Consider the following 18,825-nt stretch of genomic DNA (forward strand, 5'->3'; position numbering starts at 1 on the left):
GCTAAAATTAGTTGCTAATGTTGATGGTATTGCCATTGCGAACCGCACTGTAGGATTGCATAGGGTATTTGGTGTCGGGCTCTGTGGTGTGCCTTCCAAAATTCACAATATTATATTCGTTTTCATCAGTAGAACAAGGACAGCTCGCTATTGTGCCATCAACCTCCATCCGTGAACAGCTGCTTGGTGCATGGTTTGGGTCTGTAAGGTCATATGCAAAATATTGTGTATCGCTTACACAATAAACTACAATACCTTTTATGCCTTGCGAGGTTATAACGTAATTGCCCGGAAACTTCAGGCCGTTGTATTCTGGGAGGTTCAGATTCAGGTTCAAACTTACAACCGGATCAGTTAGATAAGGATTGCGTTCTTTCTGATCATCATTTTTTGAACAAGAAAAGATTGCAAAAACTATTAAAAGAAAAAAGATTATATTTTTCATAGAAGCAAATAAATTTTAAGGCCGAAATTACAACAAATTACACAACAACTAAATTTTTAGTATATTTGTTAAACACAATCCCGTCATCGTATGGGATTTTTCTATTCCCGCGCTGGCGGGAATCTTATTATATAGAATTTTAAGAATTAAAAAAAGGGTTTGTAATACACAAACGATGAAGTTATGAGTAAAGTATCTTATTACACCGCCGAGGGATTGAAAAAGTTAAGGGATGAAGTAGATTATCTACGCGATGTGGAGCGCCCAAAAGCCTCTAATGCCATTGCCGAGGCTCGCGATAAAGGCGACCTCAGCGAAAACGCGGAATATGACGCAGCCAAGGAGGCCCAAGGAATGCTGGAAATGCGTATTGCAAAACTGGAAGAAGTGCTTGCAAATGCTCGATTAATAGATGAATCCCAATTAGATTTGAGCAAGGTTTTAGTACATTCCAACGTAAAAATTAAAAATCAAAACAATGGGATGGAAATGAGCTATAAGTTGGTAGCCCAAAGTGAAGCTGACCTTAAAGCGGGAAAAATTTCTGTAGATTCTCCTATTGGAAAAGGATTGCTGGGGAAACAAAAAGGTGAGGTGGCCGAAATACAAGTGCCCAACGGTGTGCTTAAATTCGAGATATTGGAAATTTCAAGAGATTAATATGGCATCAATATTCACACAAATAATTGAAGGTGAGATTCCTTGTTATAAAGTTGCGGAAGATGACAATTTCATTGCTTTTTTGGATATAAATCCAAACGCTAAAGGTCATACCCTCTGCGTGCCAAAGGAAGAAATTGACAAGGTTTTTGATATGGGCGAGCATATGTACTTACAGTTAATGCAATTTTCACGAAAAGTAGCACGTGCTTTGGAAAAAACGGTTCCCTGCAAACGTGTGGGAATGGCTGTTGTAGGATTGGAAGTGCCTCACGTGCACGTTCATCTTATTCCATTGAACGAGATGGACGATATGCGATTCACCAAAAAAGTTAAAATGACTTCGGAAGAATTTGAAATGTTAGCAGATACAATTTCCGAAAAACTTAAACAGTAGGAATTAATAAATAAACTATTGCGGCAACCAATACAATTGCCACAATTACCAAGATATAAAATAGTGGTTTTACCTTTAAATATTGTTTATTGGTCTCCGCTATTTTTTTGTTGTAATCAAAAACACGCTCAATATCTTCTGTCCAGCTTACGGGGTAAATATCGTTTTTGCAAGTATGGCAGTATAGCCTGTTATCTATTTTCGTAGCTGGTTTTTTAAAAAAAAGCGTTTCTTTTTCCGTTTGCGTGAAGGTAAATTCCATACCGTCAGTTCCAAAACAAGTTGGGCAGTTGTTTTTTAAGCGGGCTGTGTGTAGTGAATGAATTTTAGAACTCATTTTTAATCAGTAGTTTTTAAGGCTATTTCCATAGTGGTTCCTTGGTTCGGGATGCTTTTGGAAACGCGTATTTTTCCATTGTGATATTCTTCAATAATACGTTTTGCAAGTGATAAGCCCAAGCCCCAACCACGTTTTTTGGTAGTATAGCCTGGTGTAAAAATTCTTCTGAACTCACTTTTTGTAAGTCCTTTTCCGGTATCGCTTATGCGAATGAAGGCAAATTTTGAATTTTTTTCTATAGAAATGGTGATCTTTCCTTTCCCTTTCATCGCATCTATACCATTCTTCACCAAATTTTCTATTGTCCAACTGAAAAGCTGCGGATTCATTTCAATATAAATAGATTCTTCGGGAATATTGAGTTGAAAATCAATGAGTTTTGAGGTTCGCTTTTGTAAATAATAAAAAGTGGCTTTGGTTTCGGCAACCAAATCACAACGTTCTAATTTTGGCACCGAACCTATTTTTGAAAAACGATCCGTAATGGTTTCCAGCCGTGAAATATCTTTTTCCATTTCGGCTACGTATTCCGGATTTACATTTTCACTTTTTAAAATCTCCGTCCAGCCCACCAAAGAGGAAAGGGGGGTGCCAATTTGGTGAGCCGTTTCTTTCGCCATTCCTGCCCAAAGCCTGTTCTGTTCGGCAGATTTCGATGTTTTGTAAAAAAGATAAATTGCCAAGATGAAAAGGAAAATGATCAATATTAAGAAAGCGGGATAGTATTTCAGCTTGTTTATAATTGGCGAGTTTCCGTAGTAAATTGTGGACAATAGTTCGTTATCATTTCTTATTTCAATAGGCGTGTATTCTGAAGAATATCGCTTTATTAACTCCTGTTTTTTCTCAAGTGTATTAACTTCTAAAGAATCAATATTACGCTCAGTATAAGTTTTTTCCTTTAGGGTATAAAGAATCATGGGTGTAGAAGTATTGCTTTGAATTACTGACAGGACCAATTCGCCCACCGTAGGGTCATCAGTGGTGCTTTTTTGTTGTAGTTCTTGATAGGCAGCCGCCCAAATCTCCATTTTAGCGCGTTCATTGGCTTTTAACTGGGTGAAAAACACATACGTATTCCACAAAATAAGACTGATAACGATAAGCGAAGCTAAAATAAAACCCCAGCGGGAGAGTGATTTATTGCGAAACATACATAAATATTAATTGCAGCGATGCTTTCCAAAAGCAGGTTTAAATATAAAGTAAATATGTTGATATTATTGTACAATCAAGTTTTTACAAGCTATAATCTTTGGGTACATTTGCAAGCAATGATTTCTATTGAACCACAGGAACTATCCACCGGAAAACTGCACGGCTACCTTTTAGGCGCTGTATCGCCAAGGCCCATATGTTTTGCAAGTACCATTGACAAAGAAGGAAATGTAAACCTTTCGCCTTTTAGTTTTTTTAATGTTTTTAGTGCTAAGCCGCCTATTTTGGTTTTTTCACCGGCGCGGCGCGGTCGCGATAATACTACAAAACATACCTATGAAAATATTATGGAAGTCCCCGAGGTAGTTATCAACATTGTAAGTTTTGATATGGTACAGCAAATGTCGCTTTCCTCTACAGAATATGCCAAGGGGGTCAACGAATTCAAAAAAGCTGGCTTTACCGAACTTGCTTCCGAAATAGTAAAACCCCCGCGTGTTGCCGAAGCTCCCGTTCAATTGGAATGTAAAGTGAACGACGTGATTAAACTCGGTACTGAAGGTGGCGCAGGAAATTTGGTAATTTGTGAAGTGGTAAAACTCCATATAAAAGAAGAAATTTTAAGTGAAGATGGCAGTATCGATCCCTTTAAGATTGATACAGTTTCTCGCCTTGGCGGCAACTGGTACAGCCGTGCCAAGGAAGGACTTTTTGAAGTGCCAAAGCCTTTGACAACCCTTGGAATAGGCGTAGATATGCTTCCCGAAGATATTAGAGAGAGCAAAGTGTTGACAGGAAATGATTTGGGGATGCTGGGCAACGTAGAAAATTTCCCAAATATGGAAGAAATTAATACCTTTATAAATGCTTCCGAAGAATTGAAATGGTTGCGGGATGAGGGTAATGTTTTAGAAATTCATAAAAAAGCCCAAGACTTTCTTTGCGAAGGAAAAATTGAGGAAGCTTGGAAAGTGCTTTTAAGCAGAAAATAAAAGAAGAATAATAAATATTTAAGTAAGAAAATGGAACTACAAGGAAAAATCAAATTGATAGATGAAACTAAAACCTACGGCAACAATGGGTTTAGAAAACGCGAATTGGTAATTACTACAGAAGAGCAGTATCCACAAGTTATAATGATAGAATTTGTTCAAGACAAAACAGATTTGCTAAATAGTTATAAAGTAGGGCAGGACGTAAAGGTGAGCATCAACGTCCGCGGTCGGGAATGGGTGAATCCGCAGGGCGAGACCAAATATTTCAACAGCATTCAAGGCTGGCGTATTGAAAATGTATCTCAAACCACGGGCAGTAGCGATATGCCGCCAATGCCACCAGCGGAAGCTTTTGAACCTGCAAACGATTTTAACGAAGAGGAACATGACGATCTTCCCTTTTAATTAAGGGCGGTAATTATACCCATAATTAAAATTGTCCTCGAGGAAATCAAATTTTCTTCGAGGTTTTTTTATGCGAAAATTTTTAGCAAATTTGAATAATGCATTATTTGACCGATAAACTTTGGTTTCCGAATCCTGATGAAGCAACTGCCGATGGTTTTCTGGCAATTGGCGGCAATCTTTCGATGGAGCGTTTGCTGCTGGCGTACCATTCGGGAATTTTTCCTTGGTTTGAGGACGATCAGCCCATTTTGTGGTGGAGTCCAGATCCACGGATGGTTTTGTTTCCCGAAAAATTCAAAGTTTCCAAAAGTCTTCGGAAGACTTTAAACAGTGAAAAATTCAAAATCACTTTCAACCAAAACTTTGAAGGAGTCATAAAAAATTGCGCCACAATTCCGCGGAAAGGGGAAGCGGGAACGTGGATTACCAATGATATGCAGCAAGCTTATATTGCCTTGCACAAAGCTGGACATGCTATTTCAATTGAGGTTTGGGAAGATGAAAAACTTGTTGGCGGACTATACGGAATTGATCTTCCGAAGAAAAAAGTGTTTTGCGGCGAGAGTATGTTCAGTTTGGTGAGTGATGCTTCCAAAGTTGCATTTTTTCATCTTTCAGAATATGTAAAAGCTAAAAATTATAAATTTATAGACTGCCAGATTTACAATGCGCATTTGGAAAGTTTGGGTGCGGAGGAGATTGGGAGAGGGGAGTTTTTGAGAAGGCTTGTATTGTAAATTTATAGAAAACAGATAACTATAAAATAATTTAAAACTATATCTTCGTATTCCACAATTCATTAATCTTATGAAAAATAACTACGCAAAATACCTTTTGGTATTTATGATGCTATTGCAGTCCGCATTCGTCATTTCACAGGAAAAACCGAACCTTCCGCACAATCTCACCGAAACGGAGAAAGGATTGGTGGCCGATTTTCAATTTACAAGCCCACGATTCTCACCACCACCTTCAGGCCCTGTTCGCGCCGCAGCTGAATGGGAAGAGGTAGAATATCTTTTGGTTACTTGGAATCCCAACTACCCAAATATTCTTCGGCAAATAGTACAAGCGGGAGTGCAGGAATGTAAAGTAATAATAACTACCCAAAATGAAGCTTCTGTAGCAAATTACTTAACAAGCAACGGTGTTGACCTTACTAATGTTACATTTTTGGATGTAGATTGGGACAGTATCTGGATTCGTGATTATGCCGGAAATACTATATATTCCGATGATGTTGGAGAACTTGCCTTGACTGATTGGATTTATAACCGTCCGCGTCCAAATGATGATGTGATGCCAATAGCCCACGCGGCACAAGTTGGAATTCCACTTTATACCACAAATACGGGTACTAACGATTTGGTAAACACTGGAGGAAATTATATGAGTGACGGTTTGGGAAATGCCTTTGCCTCTAAACTTATTTTGAATGAAAATGCCACTGGTAATCCTTACGGAGTAAGCGTTAAGAATGAAGCCCAAATAGACGGCATTATGCAGGAATATATGGGCATCAACCGGTTTGTGAAAATGAATACGCTACCGTATGATCAAATCCATCATATTGATATGCATATGAAATTATTGGATGAAGAAACCATCCTCGTAAGCAAATACCCGCCAGGCATAGCCGATGGCCCACAGATTGAGGCGAATATTCAGTATGTTTTGGATAATTTTCAATCACCTTTTGGAACTCCTTACGATATTGAATGGATTGATGCTCCACCGAGTACAAACGGAAACTATCCAAATACGGGAGGCCCATATAATACGTATAGCAATGCCGTTTTTGTCAACAAAACTATTATGGTGCCCACCTATCGCCCTGAAGTTGATGCGCCAGCTTTAGCACAATATCAGGAAATGTTGCCGGGCTATAATGTAGTGGGAATTGATGTAGATAATCCAGGAGAAAATTTGATAAATTCATTAGGTGCAATCCATTGTATCACGCATACCATTGGAGTTGCAGACCCACTTTGGATAGTTCACCAACCAGTTGATGAGGCCAACGCCGGAAGTACCATTACTATTGAAGCAATGATTAAACATATGTCAGGGGTTGCACAGGCAAAAGTTTTTTGGCGCGAGGAAGGATCAAATACTTATAATGAAACTGAAATGGCTCCATCCAACGGCGATAATTGGGCTGTAGATTTTACAATTCCAAATTCCCCTGTCAATATTGAATACTATATTTGGGCGAGAGCTATTTCTGGAAAAGAATTAAATCGTCCCATTGTAGCACCAGAAGGGTATTGGACCATTCAGGTTGAAACGTTGTCAGCAGAGGAGTGGGCGCAGAACCATATTTCAGCAGCCTATCCAAACCCTACCACTGGTAAAGTTTCTTTTAATATGAATGCTATTCAAGGTTCTGTAAATGTGAAAATTCACAATCTTTTAGGTCAGAAATTGTATGAAACTAATATCGATAATGGCAATGGAAAAATCACTTTAGACCTCAATCAAAACTGGCAAGGAACACTCTTGGTAACCTTTGAAGGCGACTTCGGAAAAATCCACAAAAAAGTTATTAAGCTGTAAATCATTTAGTTTAGAATAAATTTTATTAAAAAAAACCACAGTTTATTGTGGTTTTTTTTGTTTTTTTACAAAATTAACGTACACAATCAACTGTAAACCTACATTACTGCAGTTGCTTGTTTTTAAAATTTAGCCCCAAATGAAATTCAAGTCTAACCTACTTGCGTTCCTGCTATTTGCAGGAATCACATCCGTTTCCTTTTCACAATCAGCCACAAAAACCGACGTCAATAAAGATATTGATGTGGTTCGTGTATATGAACAAGTGGTATCTGAAGGCTACGGCACGGCCTTTATCTATAAAGAATTGGCCAATGCCTATTATTTCAAAAGTGAATACAACAAAGCGCTTTTGTGGTTTGAAAAACTTTTTGAAACTGAAAAAACCAACGATCCAGATATTTTACAGCGTTATAAGCAAACACTCAAAGCAGTAAAATCTTCTGAAAATTCCAAGGCTGTCGTAAAAATTTAAAAGAAGTATTTTTAATAAATTATATAAGGTTGACGGGTAATTTTGTTAAATTATTCTGTCGTGGCAATATATTGAACGTTTTTCAGTTTTTGAGGATAACAAACCTCGCGAACAGTTGTATCCCCGTACAAATTGTTTGCATTAAACTCAATATCCCCCATGATTACAAAGCGTAACCTGCTTGCCTTATTTGTATTTGCCAGTTTTTCAACCGTTTCTTTTTCGCAATCAAAATCACACAAGACCGATGTCAATAAAGATATTGACGTAGTTCGTGTGTATGAGCAAGTTGTAGAGGAAGGCTACGGAACCCCCTTCATCTATAAAAAACTGGCCACTGCTTATTATTTCAAAAGTGAATATGATAAAGCCGTTTCTTGGTTTCAAAAACTATTTTCCGAAGAGAAAAATACAGATCCGGAATTGGCCATACAGTACAATCAGGCCTTAAAGGCAGTTGCTGCGGCCAATAATGTAAATTCTAAAAATAATATCTTTTAATAAAATCACACTTCGTTATATCGGAAGCAACTCTCGATATGGTCGTTCACCATTCCGGTGGCCTGCATATGGGCGTAAACCACGGTGCTGCCCACAAATTTAAAACCACGTTTTTTTAAATCTTTGCTCAAAGCATCGCTTTCTGAACTTGTGGCTGGTGCATCTTTGTGTGTCTGCCAAATATTTTTAATGGGTTCGTGGTTAACAAAACTCCAAATGTATTCTGTAAAACTTCCAAATTCCTTTTGGATTTCCATAAATGCCTGTGCGTTGGTAACCGCTGAATGCACTTTTAGTTTATTGCGAATTATCCCTTCGTCCTGCAGCAGTGCGTTAATTTTGGATTGGTCGTATTTCGCAATTTTTTTATAGTCGAAATTGTCAAAGGCTTTTCTGAAATTTTCGCGTTTCCGAAGAATGGTAATCCAGCTCAACCCTGCCTGAAAGGTTTCCAAAAGTAAAAATTCAAACATCGTTTTATCATTCTTCACCGGTACGCCCCATTCCTCATCGTGATATTTTACATAAAGTGGATCGGTTCCACACCACCCACAACGTTTTTTTTCAGAGTTCATAATTGATTACCGGTAATTAATCATTGGTTATTGTTGCCCGGGAAAGTTAAAGGTTATTGTACCCAATTGCCTTGCTTTTGAAGCATCTGTTGTAAAACGTGCCTGTTCAGAATATTCCAGCGCAGCATCAATCAAACACTCGTTAGATGTTGAAGAAGCGGTTTTGTTGTAGGAATTTTTTACAACTTTTCCCAGATTGTTCACCTCTACATTTATCACCACTTTTCCCGAGCCATAGCAGGTATATACGGGATTGGGCAGGTCAATATCTTTTCGGTTTACCAATTGGTAGCTTATTGTTGTATTTCTGTTGCCTCCTTTTACAACCGCTTCGGCGTCTTTTCCGCTATTGCTATTGGATAATTTCTTCTTTTTTTCTTTTTCGGTTCTTGGTGAAATTGTAGCTCCGATGCCGTTGTCGGTTTGGGAATTTTCTAAGGCATCATTCATTTCCTGAAGTTTTCCTTCGGTGGTTTGGGTTATTTCTTCGTCTTCATTTTCGACCGAGGAAATAAACTTTTCGGCTTCGTTATAGGCGCGATTCGTTTCAATCTTTACTTTCTCGGGGGTGAGTTCTGCAATAGCCAGATCTTCTGGTAATAATTCTTCGGGCGCCATAACCACATCATAGGTTTCTTCAGTGTTTTCTTCCTGTTCTTTTGAAAGCTTTACACTGAATAGAAAAAGCACCAAACTGCCCGTAAGCAGTGAAGTTATGAGGAACGCTCTGTATGAATAATTGAAATTCATTATTGCAAGTACCGAAATTTTGTGCAAAATTCCACAAAACTGCTGAAAATTAAGACGGTATTAAAGATATTTTAACTTGGTAGTGAAGCCTCAAAAGCCTCAATTCCCACTGCATCTTCAACTGAAAATTCGCCTATTCGGGTTCTTCGCAAGGCGGAAAGGTGGGTGCCATTGTCCAAGGCCTTTCCAAAGTCATTCGCCAAGGAGCGAATATAGGTGCCCTTGCTGCAAACCACTCTAAAATCTACTTTTGGAAGCGCAATCTTTGTGATTTCAAATTCTGAAATTGTAACTGTTCTGAACGGGATTTCCACTTCCTCGCCACTTCGGGCAAATTCATACAAACGTTTTCCATCTTTTTTCAAAGCCGAAAAAACGGGCGGTTGCTGTTGAATTTCACCAATGAATTGTTTTGTGGCTTCGTGTATTTTTACTGAAGTTATTTTTGAAATATCAAAAGTTTGATCAATCTCCGTTTCCAAATCGTAGCTGGGTGTAGTGGCGCCAAAAGTGAATGTTCCCGTATATTCCTTATGCTGCGCCTGAAAAGTATCTATTTTTTTTGTGAATTTTCCGGTGCAGATAATCAAAAGCCCCGTAGCCAAAGGATCAAGCGTACCCGCGTGGCCAACCTTTATTTTTTTGATTCCGAAGGATTTTCGGATCAACCAGCGCACTTTGTTCACTGCTTGGAATGAGGTCCACTCCAAGGGTTTGTCTATCAAAATTACTTGTCCTTCTCTATAATCTTCCGCAGTCATTACACGTAAAAACTTGAAATGATGGCAATAAGGCCAATGAGTACGCAATAGATTGAAAAGTAGCGCAGCTTGCTTTTTTTAACGAGTGAAATCATCCAAGTACAGGCTATAAGTCCGCAGATAAATGCGGCCAAAAACCCTACGCCCATAACACCCAAATTTGTGTTGTGGGTAGATATTTCGCCACTCAAAAGATCCTTTGCTATTTTCCCAAAGATTAAGGGAACGACCATTAAGAATGAAAACCGGGCGGCTTTGGTTTTGTCATTGCCCAAAAGTACGGAGGTAGAAATTGTGGCGCCACTTCGGGAAATTCCGGGTAACATGGCCACGGCCTGCGCTACTCCTATAATAATGGAATCCTTGATGGTTACTGGCTTTCCAGTGTTTTTGGAACGATCTGCAAGCCACAATAAAACTGCGGTTATTATTAGCATGGCGCCCACAAAAGCAATGCTTCCACCGAAAAATGATTCCAACTCCTCTTCAAAAAGCAAACCGATTATAACGGCCGGCAGCATGGAAAGAACGATTTTGAAAGCAAATTGCGTCTCTTCATTCCATTGAAATTTCAGAATACCTCCAAAAATCTGAATAATATCTTTTCTGAAAACCACGAGCGTACTAAGCGCTGTAGCAAAGTGGAGAATTACCGTAAAAAGCAAACTTTCCTCGGGCACGGAAGTATCTCCCAAAATTGCTTTTCCTATTTCGAGATGGCCGCTGGAGGAAACGGGTAAAAACTCTGTAAAACCTTGTATAATACCAAGAATAATGGCGTCTAGATAATCCACTAATTTTCTTCTTTGCTATCTGGTTTTAATAAAATGGCATATACTTCAATCGCAAAGCCCAAAAGCACCATTGCGGGAGCCAAACGTATTCTTCTCCAATTGTAAATTTCAGGATTGAAAACATTCGGGTCGTCGCTGCCGCCGCCCGTCATCAGTATAAAACCTAAGGCGATAAAGACGATGCCAATAAGCATGAATTTGTAATTTCTTTTATCAAAAACAAACTGCGGCTCGTAATTTTCTTTTCGTTTTTTCTCTCCCATTGTTTAAAAAGTTTCAGGTTTCAAGTTCAAAGTTACAGGTTTCACTGATTTGTAAAGAAACTATCAATAATATAAATCATCAGTTCGCAGGTTCAAAAAGCGTTGCGTAGCTATAAATGTGCTGATCCACGTTATTAAAACGCCCATTAAAAATATAAATATAAACAGCACGCTTAACAGGACGGGATCTCCCAATAGTTGTAATTGCGGGAAGCTTTGGTTGAGGTAATAAAGTACAATGCCCATACCGACCATCGCCACAATGGCGCCCACAATTCCTAAACGAACGCTTTTCCAAACGAAAGGTTTGCGAATAAATTTTTTTGTAGCGCCCACCATCTGCATTGTTTTAATTGTAAATCGTTTTGCGTAAATACTCAAGCGAATGCTGCTATTTATAAGCAATACGGCGATAAAAGTGAAAATTCCGCTGATTATCAAAACCCAAAAACTGATGCGTTTTACATTTTCCGTAAGCTGTGCAATCAAGGGCTTGTCATAAATTACATCGTCCACAAAATCCTTGCTTTTCAGCTCGTTGGTTATTTCTTCCATTTTTTGTGGCGTCACGTAATCTGCCAAAATGTAAACGTCAATGCTATTTTGCAGAGGGTTGTCCCCCAAATATTCTATGAAATTCTCACCCAAGGTTTCTTGGTGATCTTTTGCGGCTTCTTCTTTTGAAACGAAAGTTGCAGATTTTGTGTACTCTGCCAAGGCAAGACTTTGCTTCAGTTGTGTGATTTCAACTTCCTTCGCCGTATCCTTTAAAAATACGGTTATTGCAATTTGTTCCTTAAAATAATCGGCAACTTTTTTTGAATTCAAAACCAACAATCCCAATAATCCCAATAGAAAAAGCACCAGCGAAATACTGATGACCACTGAAAAATAGGAAGAAATCAATCTGCGTTTTTGATATTTTTCAAAAGAAGAACTCATAGGGTTTGTTGAATTTTGCCGTAAAAATACAAGTAATTTTGCATCTTGTGTTAAACAACGCCGAAAGTTTCCAATTTGTTATAATAAGATTAAATTTGGGGTGCCTTAAATTAAAGTATTATCAAAAACACCCTACTAAAATCATTAAAAATTTCCCGCCCCGGGCTTTGGTTTCCAACCATTTGGATTTATATGGTTCCTTTTGACCTATCTTCAAACTTCTGGGAAAGGCCACTTTTTTGGGTTGGGCTCTTCTTTGTCACTTTTCCTCTTAATTTTTTGGTATATGGCTTGAACGATTTTACCGATGGCAAAGCAGATTCCTTAAACCCACGTAAGGGAAATTACCTTTTTGGTGCCCGTTTTAGCAAAAAACAATTGGCAAAGGTGCCGCGGCACATCTTTTTTGTGATGACACCATTTTTGGCTTTCTTTGCTTATGTTGGCGGCGGCGAGCTATTCATTCTTCTATTGTTTATGATCGTTATAAACATCATATATAATTACAAGCCTTTTCGTTTAAAAGAGCGCCCGCCGTTTGAGATTTTAATACAAGTTGGGTATGTTTTCACGGCGCTTTTCAGCATACTTTTGAATGATTTGGAAATGCTTCCGTGGCAAACCTTGCTCTATCTTTCACTCTTTGCATTCCAAGCCCATATTGCTGGGGAAATTATGGATATCGAGCCAGATAGATTAGTGGGAAAGAAAACAACAGCAGTTTTGATTGGCAGAAAAAAAGTTAAGTTTCTAATGCTTTTTCTGCTTTTTTTTGAAGTTTATATCCTCAAATTCTGGTTTGATGATTGGGTGCTGTCGGGCTTTCTGGCTGCTTTTTCACTTTGGCTTATTTTGGATATTTTCGTTTTCTTCAAAGACAAACCTTATACGTTGAGGCAAATGAAAATCTTCGGGATCGCCATCAACGTTTCCGCATTTCTTTCGATGATTTGGGTGCTTTATTCCGGAAATTTGCTGCATCCAAATTTTTAAAATATAGGGTTTTACTTCTTCCAATAAACCTTAAATTTGCGGCTCTTTCCACCAGTGGAAATAATTTTCAAAAGAAAAACAAGAAGATGGGCAAATATCACTTCAACGAGATAGAAGCAAAGTGGCAAAAACATTGGGCCGAAAATCAAACCTTTAAGGCCGAGAACGATAGCGAAAAACCGAAATACTATGTTTTGGATATGTTTCCCTATCCGTCTGGCGCGGGCTTGCACGTGGGGCATCCGCTCGGGTATATTGCGAGTGATATTTATTCGCGCTACAAACGCCACCAAGGTTTTAATGTTTTGCATCCACAAGGTTACGATTCTTTCGGACTTCCAGCGGAACAATACGCAATCCAAACAGGCCAGCATCCTGCAAAAACAACTGAGGAAAATATTGCCCGTTACCGCGAACAACTTGACAAAATAGGTTTTTCCTTCGATTGGAGCCGCGAGGTGCGTACTTCAAATCCTGAATATTACAAATGGACGCAGTGGATTTTCATACAGCTTTTTGAAAGTTGGTATGATAAAGATGCAGACAAAGCCCGTTCCATTGAGGAATTGCGCGCTATTTTTTCTTCGGAAGGAAATGTACACGTAAATGCAGTCTGCGATGAGGGAATTGCGCATTTCACCGCTTCGGAATGGCTGGATTTTTCTGAAACGAAAAAGCAGGAAATTCTTCTAAAATATAGATTGACATATTTAGCCGAAACCGAAGTAAACTGGTGCCCGCATCTGGGAACCGTTTTGGCAAATGACGAAATAGTAAACGGCGTTTCCGAACGCGGCGGCTATCCGGTTGTGCGAAAAAAAATGAAACAATGGAGTATGCGCATCACGGCCTACGCCCAGCGTTTGCTCGACGGACTTGATAAAATAGACTGGCCGCAGCCTTTGAAGGATTCCCAGACCAATTGGATTGGAAGAAGCAAAGGAGCGAGCGTAAAGTTTAGTGTTATGAGTTATGAGTTAGGAGTTGGCGAAACCTCATCCCACATACCTCATCCCTCATCCCTCGAAATTGAAGTTTTCACAACCCGCCCCGACACCATCTTCGGAGTAAGTTTTATGGTTTTGGCGCCGGAGCACGATTTGGTTTCAAAAATCACCACTGCCGAACAGAAAGAAGCAGTTGAAAAGTATGTGGAAGCCACCGCAAAACGCAGCGAGCGCGAACGAATGGCAGATGTAAAGCACATTACAGGCGTTTTTACGGGCGCGTATGCGGAGCATCCCTTTACAAAGGAACCCATCCCAATTTGGATTGGCGATTACGTTTTGGCGGGTTACGGCACGGGCGCGGTAATGAGCGTTCCCTGTGGCGATCAGCGGGATTATGATTTTGCGAAACATTTCAATCTGCCTATTCCGAATATATTTAAGGATGCGGATATTTCTGAGGAAGCTTATTCCGATAAGGAAAATACGATTATTGCCAACAGTGATTTTCTCAACGGCTTAAACTATGCCGAAGCCAATGATAAAATTATCGCTGCCTTGGAAGAAAAAGGCAATGGGAAAGGCAAAATAAATTACCGATTGCGCGATGCCGTGTTTAGCCGCCAGCGCTATTGGGGCGAACCATTCCCGATTTATTACAAAGACGGAATGCCGCATATAATCCCCACGGAATGCTTGCCATTGCGACTTCCCGATGTTGAAAAATATTTACCAACCGAAGAAGGCGAACCACCTTTGGGCCGCGCCGCAAAATGGTATTGGGACGAAAAAAATAGCGAGGTTGTCTCCCCTCCTTTGGAGGGGCAGGGGGAGGACATCTATCCCCTGGAATTAAACACGATGCCCGGCTGGGCGGGCAGTTCTTGGTATTTTTTCAGATATATGGAACCCGGGAAAAGTGAAAGTGATAGCAAGCGCGACGAAGTTTTTGCTTCAAATGAAGCATTGAACTATTGGAAAAACGTGGATTTATATATTGGCGGCAGCGAACACGCCACCGGCCATTTGTTGTACAGCCGTTTTTGGGTAAAGTTTATGCACGACCGCGGTTTGGTGCCCGTAGACGAACCTTTTAAAAAACTGATAAACCAAGGGATGATTTTGGGGGAGAGTGCGTTTGTTTATTTATATCCCAGCTCTTTTGGTCCAATTATTTTTATTTCTGAAGGCATTTATGTGTCAGGAAAATACATCGATATCATCAAAGAAATCGCACTAAAAGTTAACCCCAAATTATTAATTACAAAAACTGATGTAAAAATTCATGTGGATGTTTCATTTGTGAACACCCATAATGAATTAGACATCGAAGCATTCAAAAATTGGCGACCGGAATACAAAGACGCTATTTTCATTTTGGAAGACGGAAGTATTTACGAACCAAACTCCTCCCCTTCGGGGAGGCCGGGAGGGGATTTTAAAGTTTCCCGTGAAGTAGAAAAAATGTCCAAAAGCAAATACAACGTGGTAAATCCCGACGATATTTGCAACCAATATGGGGCAGATACTTTAAGAATGTACGAAATGTTCCTCGGCCCGCTGGAACAAGCAAAACCGTGGAACACCGCCGGCATTACGGGCGTACACGGTTTCCTTAAAAAACTTTGGAAATTGTATCATTCGGGCGAGAACGAAAGTTTTTATGTTTCTGAAGAAGCCGCTTCAAAAGACAGTTTGAAAACACTTCACAAAACCATTAAAAAAGTACAGGAAGATATTGAGAACTTTAGTTTCAATACTTCGGTTTCCTCTTTTATGATTGCGGTGAACGAGCTTTCGGCAGAAAAATGCAATTCACGCGAAGTTTTGGAGCCGTTGGCAATTCTTATTTCGCCCTATGCGCCGCACATTGCGGAAGAGCTTTGGGAGAAATTGGGCCATTTGGAAAGTATTTCCACAGCGCCTTTCCCAAAATTTGAGGAGAAGTATTTAGTGGAAAGCACTAAGGAATACCCAATCTCCTTTAATGGAAAAATGCGTTTTACGTTGGAATTGCCATTGGATATTTCAAAAGAAGAAATAGAATCTGCCGTAATGGCACATGAAAAGACAGCCCAGTATTTAGAGGGGCGCACACCAAAAAAGGTAATAATCGTGCCCGGAAAAATCGTAAATATCGTGGGTTAAAAATTTGCACGCTTTTTGATTAAATTTGAAGTAAGAATTTAAAAACTAAAAAAATGTTTGGATACTATATAATTGCAGGAATAATCTTTTTGGTGAGTTGGTACGTTAGCCACAAATTGAAAAGCAAGTTTAAGGAATACAGCAAAATCCACCTTCAAAATGGAATGAGCGGAAAGGAAATTGCCGAAAAAATGCTCGCCGACAACGGAATTACCGATGTGCAGGTTATTTCGGTTCCGGGTCAATTGACGGACCATTACGACCCTTCAAAGAAAACGGTGAATTTGAGCGAGCCAGTTTATATGCAGCGAAATGCTGCTGCGGCAGCGGTTGCGGCCCACGAATGTGGACACGCGGTGCAACACGCCACAGCATACAGTTGGTTGAAATTGCGTTCCACTATCGTTCCCGCGGTAAGTGTTTCGAGTAAACTCTCCAATTTTGTGATTATGGCTGGAATCATCCTTTTCGCAACGGGTTCGGTTATTGGAACTTGGATTTTTGGAGTCGGAATTTTACTTTTTGCAGTTACAACAGCTTTTGCTTTCATCACCCTTCCGGTGGAATTTGATGCTAGCAAGCGGGCACTTGTTTGGTTGGAAACCAATAATATGGTTACGCCACAGGAACACGCTGGCGCAAAGGACGCATTGAAATGGGCGGCTAGAACTTACGTGGTTGCAGCACTTGGTTCTTTGGCAACCTTGCTATATTTCATCTCAATTTTCTTGGGAAGAAGATAAAAAGATTAACGTCTCGATAGCTATCGGGATTAGATTGCCGATTTATGAATAAAAAAACCCGCTAGTTTGCGGGTTTTTTTACTAATACTGCTACAGAAACTGAACATTTTACTCAATGTACATTATCAGGATTGTAGCCCAAATATTTCACTTCTTTTTCATGAAAAACAATTCCGTTTTCTTCCAGTTCCTTTAGGATTGGTTCGTAAACTTCTTTGGCAATGGGAAGCTGAACGCCAGGTGTGGTTATTTCTTCATTCAAAATTTTCAACGCAGCAATGGCTACGGGAAGCCCAACAGTTTTTGCCATTGCCGTGTGGGTCTGGTCTTCGCCAATAAGCGTCATGTGACTGTCTATTTGATATTTTTTGCCCTCAAGCTCGTACCCAAATTTATGGTACATCACAATCATATCTTTATCGTGTGGTGCCAAAGTCCACTTGTCTTCCAATATTCTTTGAAGCCCCATTGCTGGCGTTGCGTCTTTAATACCCAGCTTTTTTTCCTTGGTGAAAAGATCAAGCTCTTCCAGTTTTTCCCACATTAAATCATCCTGTTCTATTTTAAGTGCATGGCGAAGTTTTAATTCCACCGAATCTGAAGGCGAATAGGGAAGAAATAGATTTACGAAATCGCGATAGCTCATGTTTTCAGAGTCGGGAATGGTGTAACTGTCGTCGGTCATTCCCAATTGAACAAACATATTCCACGCACGGCTGAAACCAACACGGCGAATGGTTCCACGATATAAAGTGAGAATATTGTCCATGCCGTAAACCGATTGATATTTCAGGGAATTTCGGTTGGCATACACTTCAAATTTGCCGAACTCTTCAATATTGATGAACTCAGTTCTTCGGAACAATCTGTGGTATGGAATGTACTTATATTTACCTTCCTGTATAAATTCGGCAGCGCCTCCTTGCCCTGCCAAAACTACATTGCGGGGATTCCATGTGAATTTGTAATTCCAAAGGTTGTCATCACTTTCCGGAGCAATCAACCCGCCGCAAAAGGATTCAAAAAGAAGCATTTTTCCACCTTTGGCACGAATTCTATCAATTACTTGCATGGCACTCATATGGTCCACGCCGGGATCGAGACCAATTTCATTCATAAAAACCAAACCTTTTGATTCGGCTTTGTGATTAAGCGCCTGCATTTCGTTGCTTACGTATGAGGCCGTGACCATATGTTTTCCAAATTCAATGCAGTCACGCGCCACTTCTATGTGGTAGCGTGCGGGCAGCATGGAAATTACCAAATCACTACTTTCCACCGCTTGTTTTCTTTGTACGTCGTTAAAAACGTCAAGCATAATTCCACGGGCATTGGGGTGATTGGAAGTAAACTTCTGCGCTGATTGAATAGAAATGTCTCCAATGGTAATAAAAAGGTCTTCTGCATCACTTTTGTCCAGCAGATAGCGGATTAAACTTGTGGCAGATCTTCCTGCGCCGATAATTAATATGTTTCTCATTGGGGAGTTTTTTGTTAACTTTGGAGATAAGTTTTGTAAAGGACGAAATTACTAATTCCAAATTTTAAAAATGACGGTTTTTGATAAAAAAATAGTTGTGACAGCTTCATTTCTTACAGCAGTTACAATTGCAATGGGAGCCTTTGGCGCACATGGTTTAAAGAATATGGTAGATGTTGCGGCCTTAAACACTTTTGAGACCGGCATCCGCTACCAAATGTATCATTGCCTTGCAATACTGGTTTTGGGGTTGGCCCCAACCATTCCGGAAAAAATTAAAAAAACCGTGTTTTGGCTATTTATTTTAGGGATACTGCTCTTTTCGGGCTCTATTTATTTACTTGCACTGAATGAGGTATTGCCCTTCAATTCGGCAAAAATTGGTTTTATAACCCCAATTGGCGGATTGTTATTTATAATTGGCTGGTTTTGGTTTGCATTTAAAATGGTTACGTTAAAGAAGCAATAAATGTCTTTCATATTTTCTTCAATCT

General features: G+C 39.7%; 22 protein-coding genes. 12 read left to right on the forward strand and 10 right to left on the reverse strand.

Going from position 1 to position 18,825, the window contains the following annotated elements; translation table 11 throughout:
- Positions 1 to 7: 7 nt before the first annotated feature.
- Entirely contained in the window at positions 8 to 445 is a 438-nt protein-coding gene (locus tag AC58DT_RS11250) for a hypothetical protein (RefSeq protein WP_497216919.1), read from the reverse strand.
- Between the two features lie 183 nt (positions 446 to 628).
- Here AC58DT_RS11250 and greA point away from each other — a divergent pair, with 183 nt between their 5' ends.
- The gene (gene greA / locus AC58DT_RS11255) at positions 629 to 1,105 is read left to right on the forward strand and encodes a transcription elongation factor GreA (RefSeq protein ID WP_497216920.1); all 477 of its coding nucleotides are present in this window, start codon (positions 629 to 631) and stop codon (positions 1,103 to 1,105) included.
- Position 1,106: 1 nt separating this feature from the next.
- Entirely contained in the window at positions 1,107 to 1,502 is a 396-nt protein-coding gene (locus AC58DT_RS11260) for an HIT family protein (protein WP_497216921.1), read from the forward strand.
- Here the strand turns inward: AC58DT_RS11260 and AC58DT_RS11265 are convergent.
- Both AC58DT_RS11265 and AC58DT_RS11270 read right to left on the reverse strand, forming a co-directional pair.
- Positions 1,492 to 1,839 (reverse strand): hypothetical protein, encoded by a 348-nt coding sequence (locus AC58DT_RS11265; protein WP_497216922.1) that lies wholly within the window; start codon positions 1,837 to 1,839, stop codon positions 1,492 to 1,494. The two genes, AC58DT_RS11260 and AC58DT_RS11265, sit on opposite strands and share 11 nt — an antisense overlap.
- A gap of 2 nt (positions 1,840 to 1,841) precedes the next feature.
- Entirely contained in the window at positions 1,842 to 2,996 is a 1,155-nt protein-coding gene (locus tag AC58DT_RS11270; RefSeq protein WP_497216923.1) for a sensor histidine kinase, read from the reverse strand.
- Between the two features lie 120 nt (positions 2,997 to 3,116).
- On the opposite strand from AC58DT_RS11270, the gene AC58DT_RS11275 reads away from it, so the two are divergent.
- The 6 genes from AC58DT_RS11275 to AC58DT_RS11300 all read left to right on the forward strand — a co-directional run bounded on the left by AC58DT_RS11275 (position 3,117) and on the right by AC58DT_RS11300 (position 7,935).
- Entirely contained in the window at positions 3,117 to 3,992 is an 876-nt protein-coding gene (locus AC58DT_RS11275) for a flavin reductase family protein (RefSeq protein WP_497217134.1), read from the forward strand.
- A 30-nt stretch (positions 3,993 to 4,022) separates the two neighbouring features.
- A complete protein-coding gene (locus AC58DT_RS11280; protein ID WP_497216924.1) occupies positions 4,023 to 4,400 on the forward strand; it encodes a DUF3127 domain-containing protein in 378 nt (125 codons plus the stop codon).
- Positions 4,401 to 4,498: 98 nt separating this feature from the next.
- Complete coding sequence (gene aat / locus AC58DT_RS11285; RefSeq protein ID WP_497216925.1) at positions 4,499 to 5,140, forward strand: leucyl/phenylalanyl-tRNA--protein transferase; 642 nt, start codon at positions 4,499 to 4,501, stop codon at positions 5,138 to 5,140.
- Between the two features lie 70 nt (positions 5,141 to 5,210).
- Positions 5,211 to 6,959, forward strand: a complete 1,749-nt coding sequence (locus AC58DT_RS11290; protein ID WP_497216926.1) for an agmatine deiminase family protein — start codon at positions 5,211 to 5,213, stop codon at positions 6,957 to 6,959.
- Between the two features lie 139 nt (positions 6,960 to 7,098).
- Entirely contained in the window at positions 7,099 to 7,434 is a 336-nt protein-coding gene (locus AC58DT_RS11295) for a hypothetical protein (RefSeq protein WP_497216927.1), read from the forward strand.
- 159 nt (positions 7,435 to 7,593) lie between these two features.
- Positions 7,594 to 7,935, forward strand: coding sequence for a hypothetical protein (locus AC58DT_RS11300; protein WP_497216928.1), 342 nt, complete (start codon positions 7,594 to 7,596; stop codon positions 7,933 to 7,935).
- A gap of 5 nt (positions 7,936 to 7,940) precedes the next feature.
- Here AC58DT_RS11300 and AC58DT_RS11305 read toward each other — a convergent pair whose 3' ends face one another.
- The 6 genes from AC58DT_RS11305 to AC58DT_RS11330 form a co-directional block, all read right to left on the reverse strand.
- Entirely contained in the window at positions 7,941 to 8,510 is a 570-nt protein-coding gene (locus AC58DT_RS11305; RefSeq protein ID WP_497216929.1) for a DNA-3-methyladenine glycosylase I, read from the reverse strand.
- Positions 8,511 to 8,537: 27 nt separating this feature from the next.
- Positions 8,538 to 9,260: a hypothetical protein gene (locus AC58DT_RS11310; protein ID WP_497216930.1), complete on the reverse strand. Its 723-nt coding sequence runs from the start codon at positions 9,258 to 9,260 to the stop codon at positions 8,538 to 8,540.
- Between the two features lie 71 nt (positions 9,261 to 9,331).
- The gene (gene truB / locus AC58DT_RS11315) at positions 9,332 to 10,021 is read right to left on the reverse strand and encodes a tRNA pseudouridine(55) synthase TruB (RefSeq protein WP_497216931.1); all 690 of its coding nucleotides are present in this window, start codon (positions 10,019 to 10,021) and stop codon (positions 9,332 to 9,334) included.
- Entirely contained in the window at positions 10,021 to 10,815 is a 795-nt protein-coding gene (locus AC58DT_RS11320) for an undecaprenyl-diphosphate phosphatase (RefSeq protein WP_497216932.1), read from the reverse strand. Before AC58DT_RS11320 ends, truB begins: the two co-directional genes overlap by 1 nt.
- The gene (locus AC58DT_RS11325; RefSeq protein ID WP_497216933.1) at positions 10,815 to 11,078 is read right to left on the reverse strand and encodes a DUF3098 domain-containing protein; all 264 of its coding nucleotides are present in this window, start codon (positions 11,076 to 11,078) and stop codon (positions 10,815 to 10,817) included. The genes AC58DT_RS11320 and AC58DT_RS11325 overlap by 1 nt, the downstream gene beginning before the upstream one ends.
- A gap of 63 nt (positions 11,079 to 11,141) precedes the next feature.
- Positions 11,142 to 12,020 (reverse strand): cell division protein FtsX, encoded by an 879-nt coding sequence (locus tag AC58DT_RS11330; protein WP_497216934.1) that lies wholly within the window; start codon positions 12,018 to 12,020, stop codon positions 11,142 to 11,144.
- 180 nt (positions 12,021 to 12,200) lie between these two features.
- On the opposite strand from AC58DT_RS11330, the gene AC58DT_RS11335 reads away from it, so the two are divergent.
- The 3 genes from AC58DT_RS11335 (at position 12,201) to AC58DT_RS11345 (ending at position 16,851) form a co-directional block, all read left to right on the forward strand.
- Positions 12,201 to 13,013, forward strand: a complete 813-nt coding sequence (locus AC58DT_RS11335; protein WP_497217135.1) for a UbiA family prenyltransferase — start codon at positions 12,201 to 12,203, stop codon at positions 13,011 to 13,013.
- 86 nt (positions 13,014 to 13,099) lie between these two features.
- Positions 13,100 to 16,108 (forward strand): leucine--tRNA ligase, encoded by a 3,009-nt coding sequence (locus tag AC58DT_RS11340; RefSeq protein ID WP_497216935.1) that lies wholly within the window; start codon positions 13,100 to 13,102, stop codon positions 16,106 to 16,108.
- A 53-nt stretch (positions 16,109 to 16,161) separates the two neighbouring features.
- Positions 16,162 to 16,851, forward strand: a complete 690-nt coding sequence (locus AC58DT_RS11345; protein WP_497216936.1) for a zinc metallopeptidase — start codon at positions 16,162 to 16,164, stop codon at positions 16,849 to 16,851.
- 112 nt (positions 16,852 to 16,963) lie between these two features.
- Here AC58DT_RS11345 and AC58DT_RS11350 read toward each other — a convergent pair whose 3' ends face one another.
- Positions 16,964 to 18,331, reverse strand: a complete 1,368-nt coding sequence (locus AC58DT_RS11350; RefSeq protein ID WP_497216937.1) for a saccharopine dehydrogenase family protein — start codon at positions 18,329 to 18,331, stop codon at positions 16,964 to 16,966.
- A 97-nt stretch (positions 18,332 to 18,428) separates the two neighbouring features.
- On the opposite strand from AC58DT_RS11350, the gene AC58DT_RS11355 reads away from it, so the two are divergent.
- Positions 18,429 to 18,800, forward strand: coding sequence for a DUF423 domain-containing protein (locus AC58DT_RS11355; RefSeq protein WP_497216938.1), 372 nt, complete (start codon positions 18,429 to 18,431; stop codon positions 18,798 to 18,800).
- The last annotated feature ends 25 nt before the right edge of the window (positions 18,801 to 18,825 follow it).

This window comes from Aequorivita sp. CRS11, from assembly GCF_059693805.1.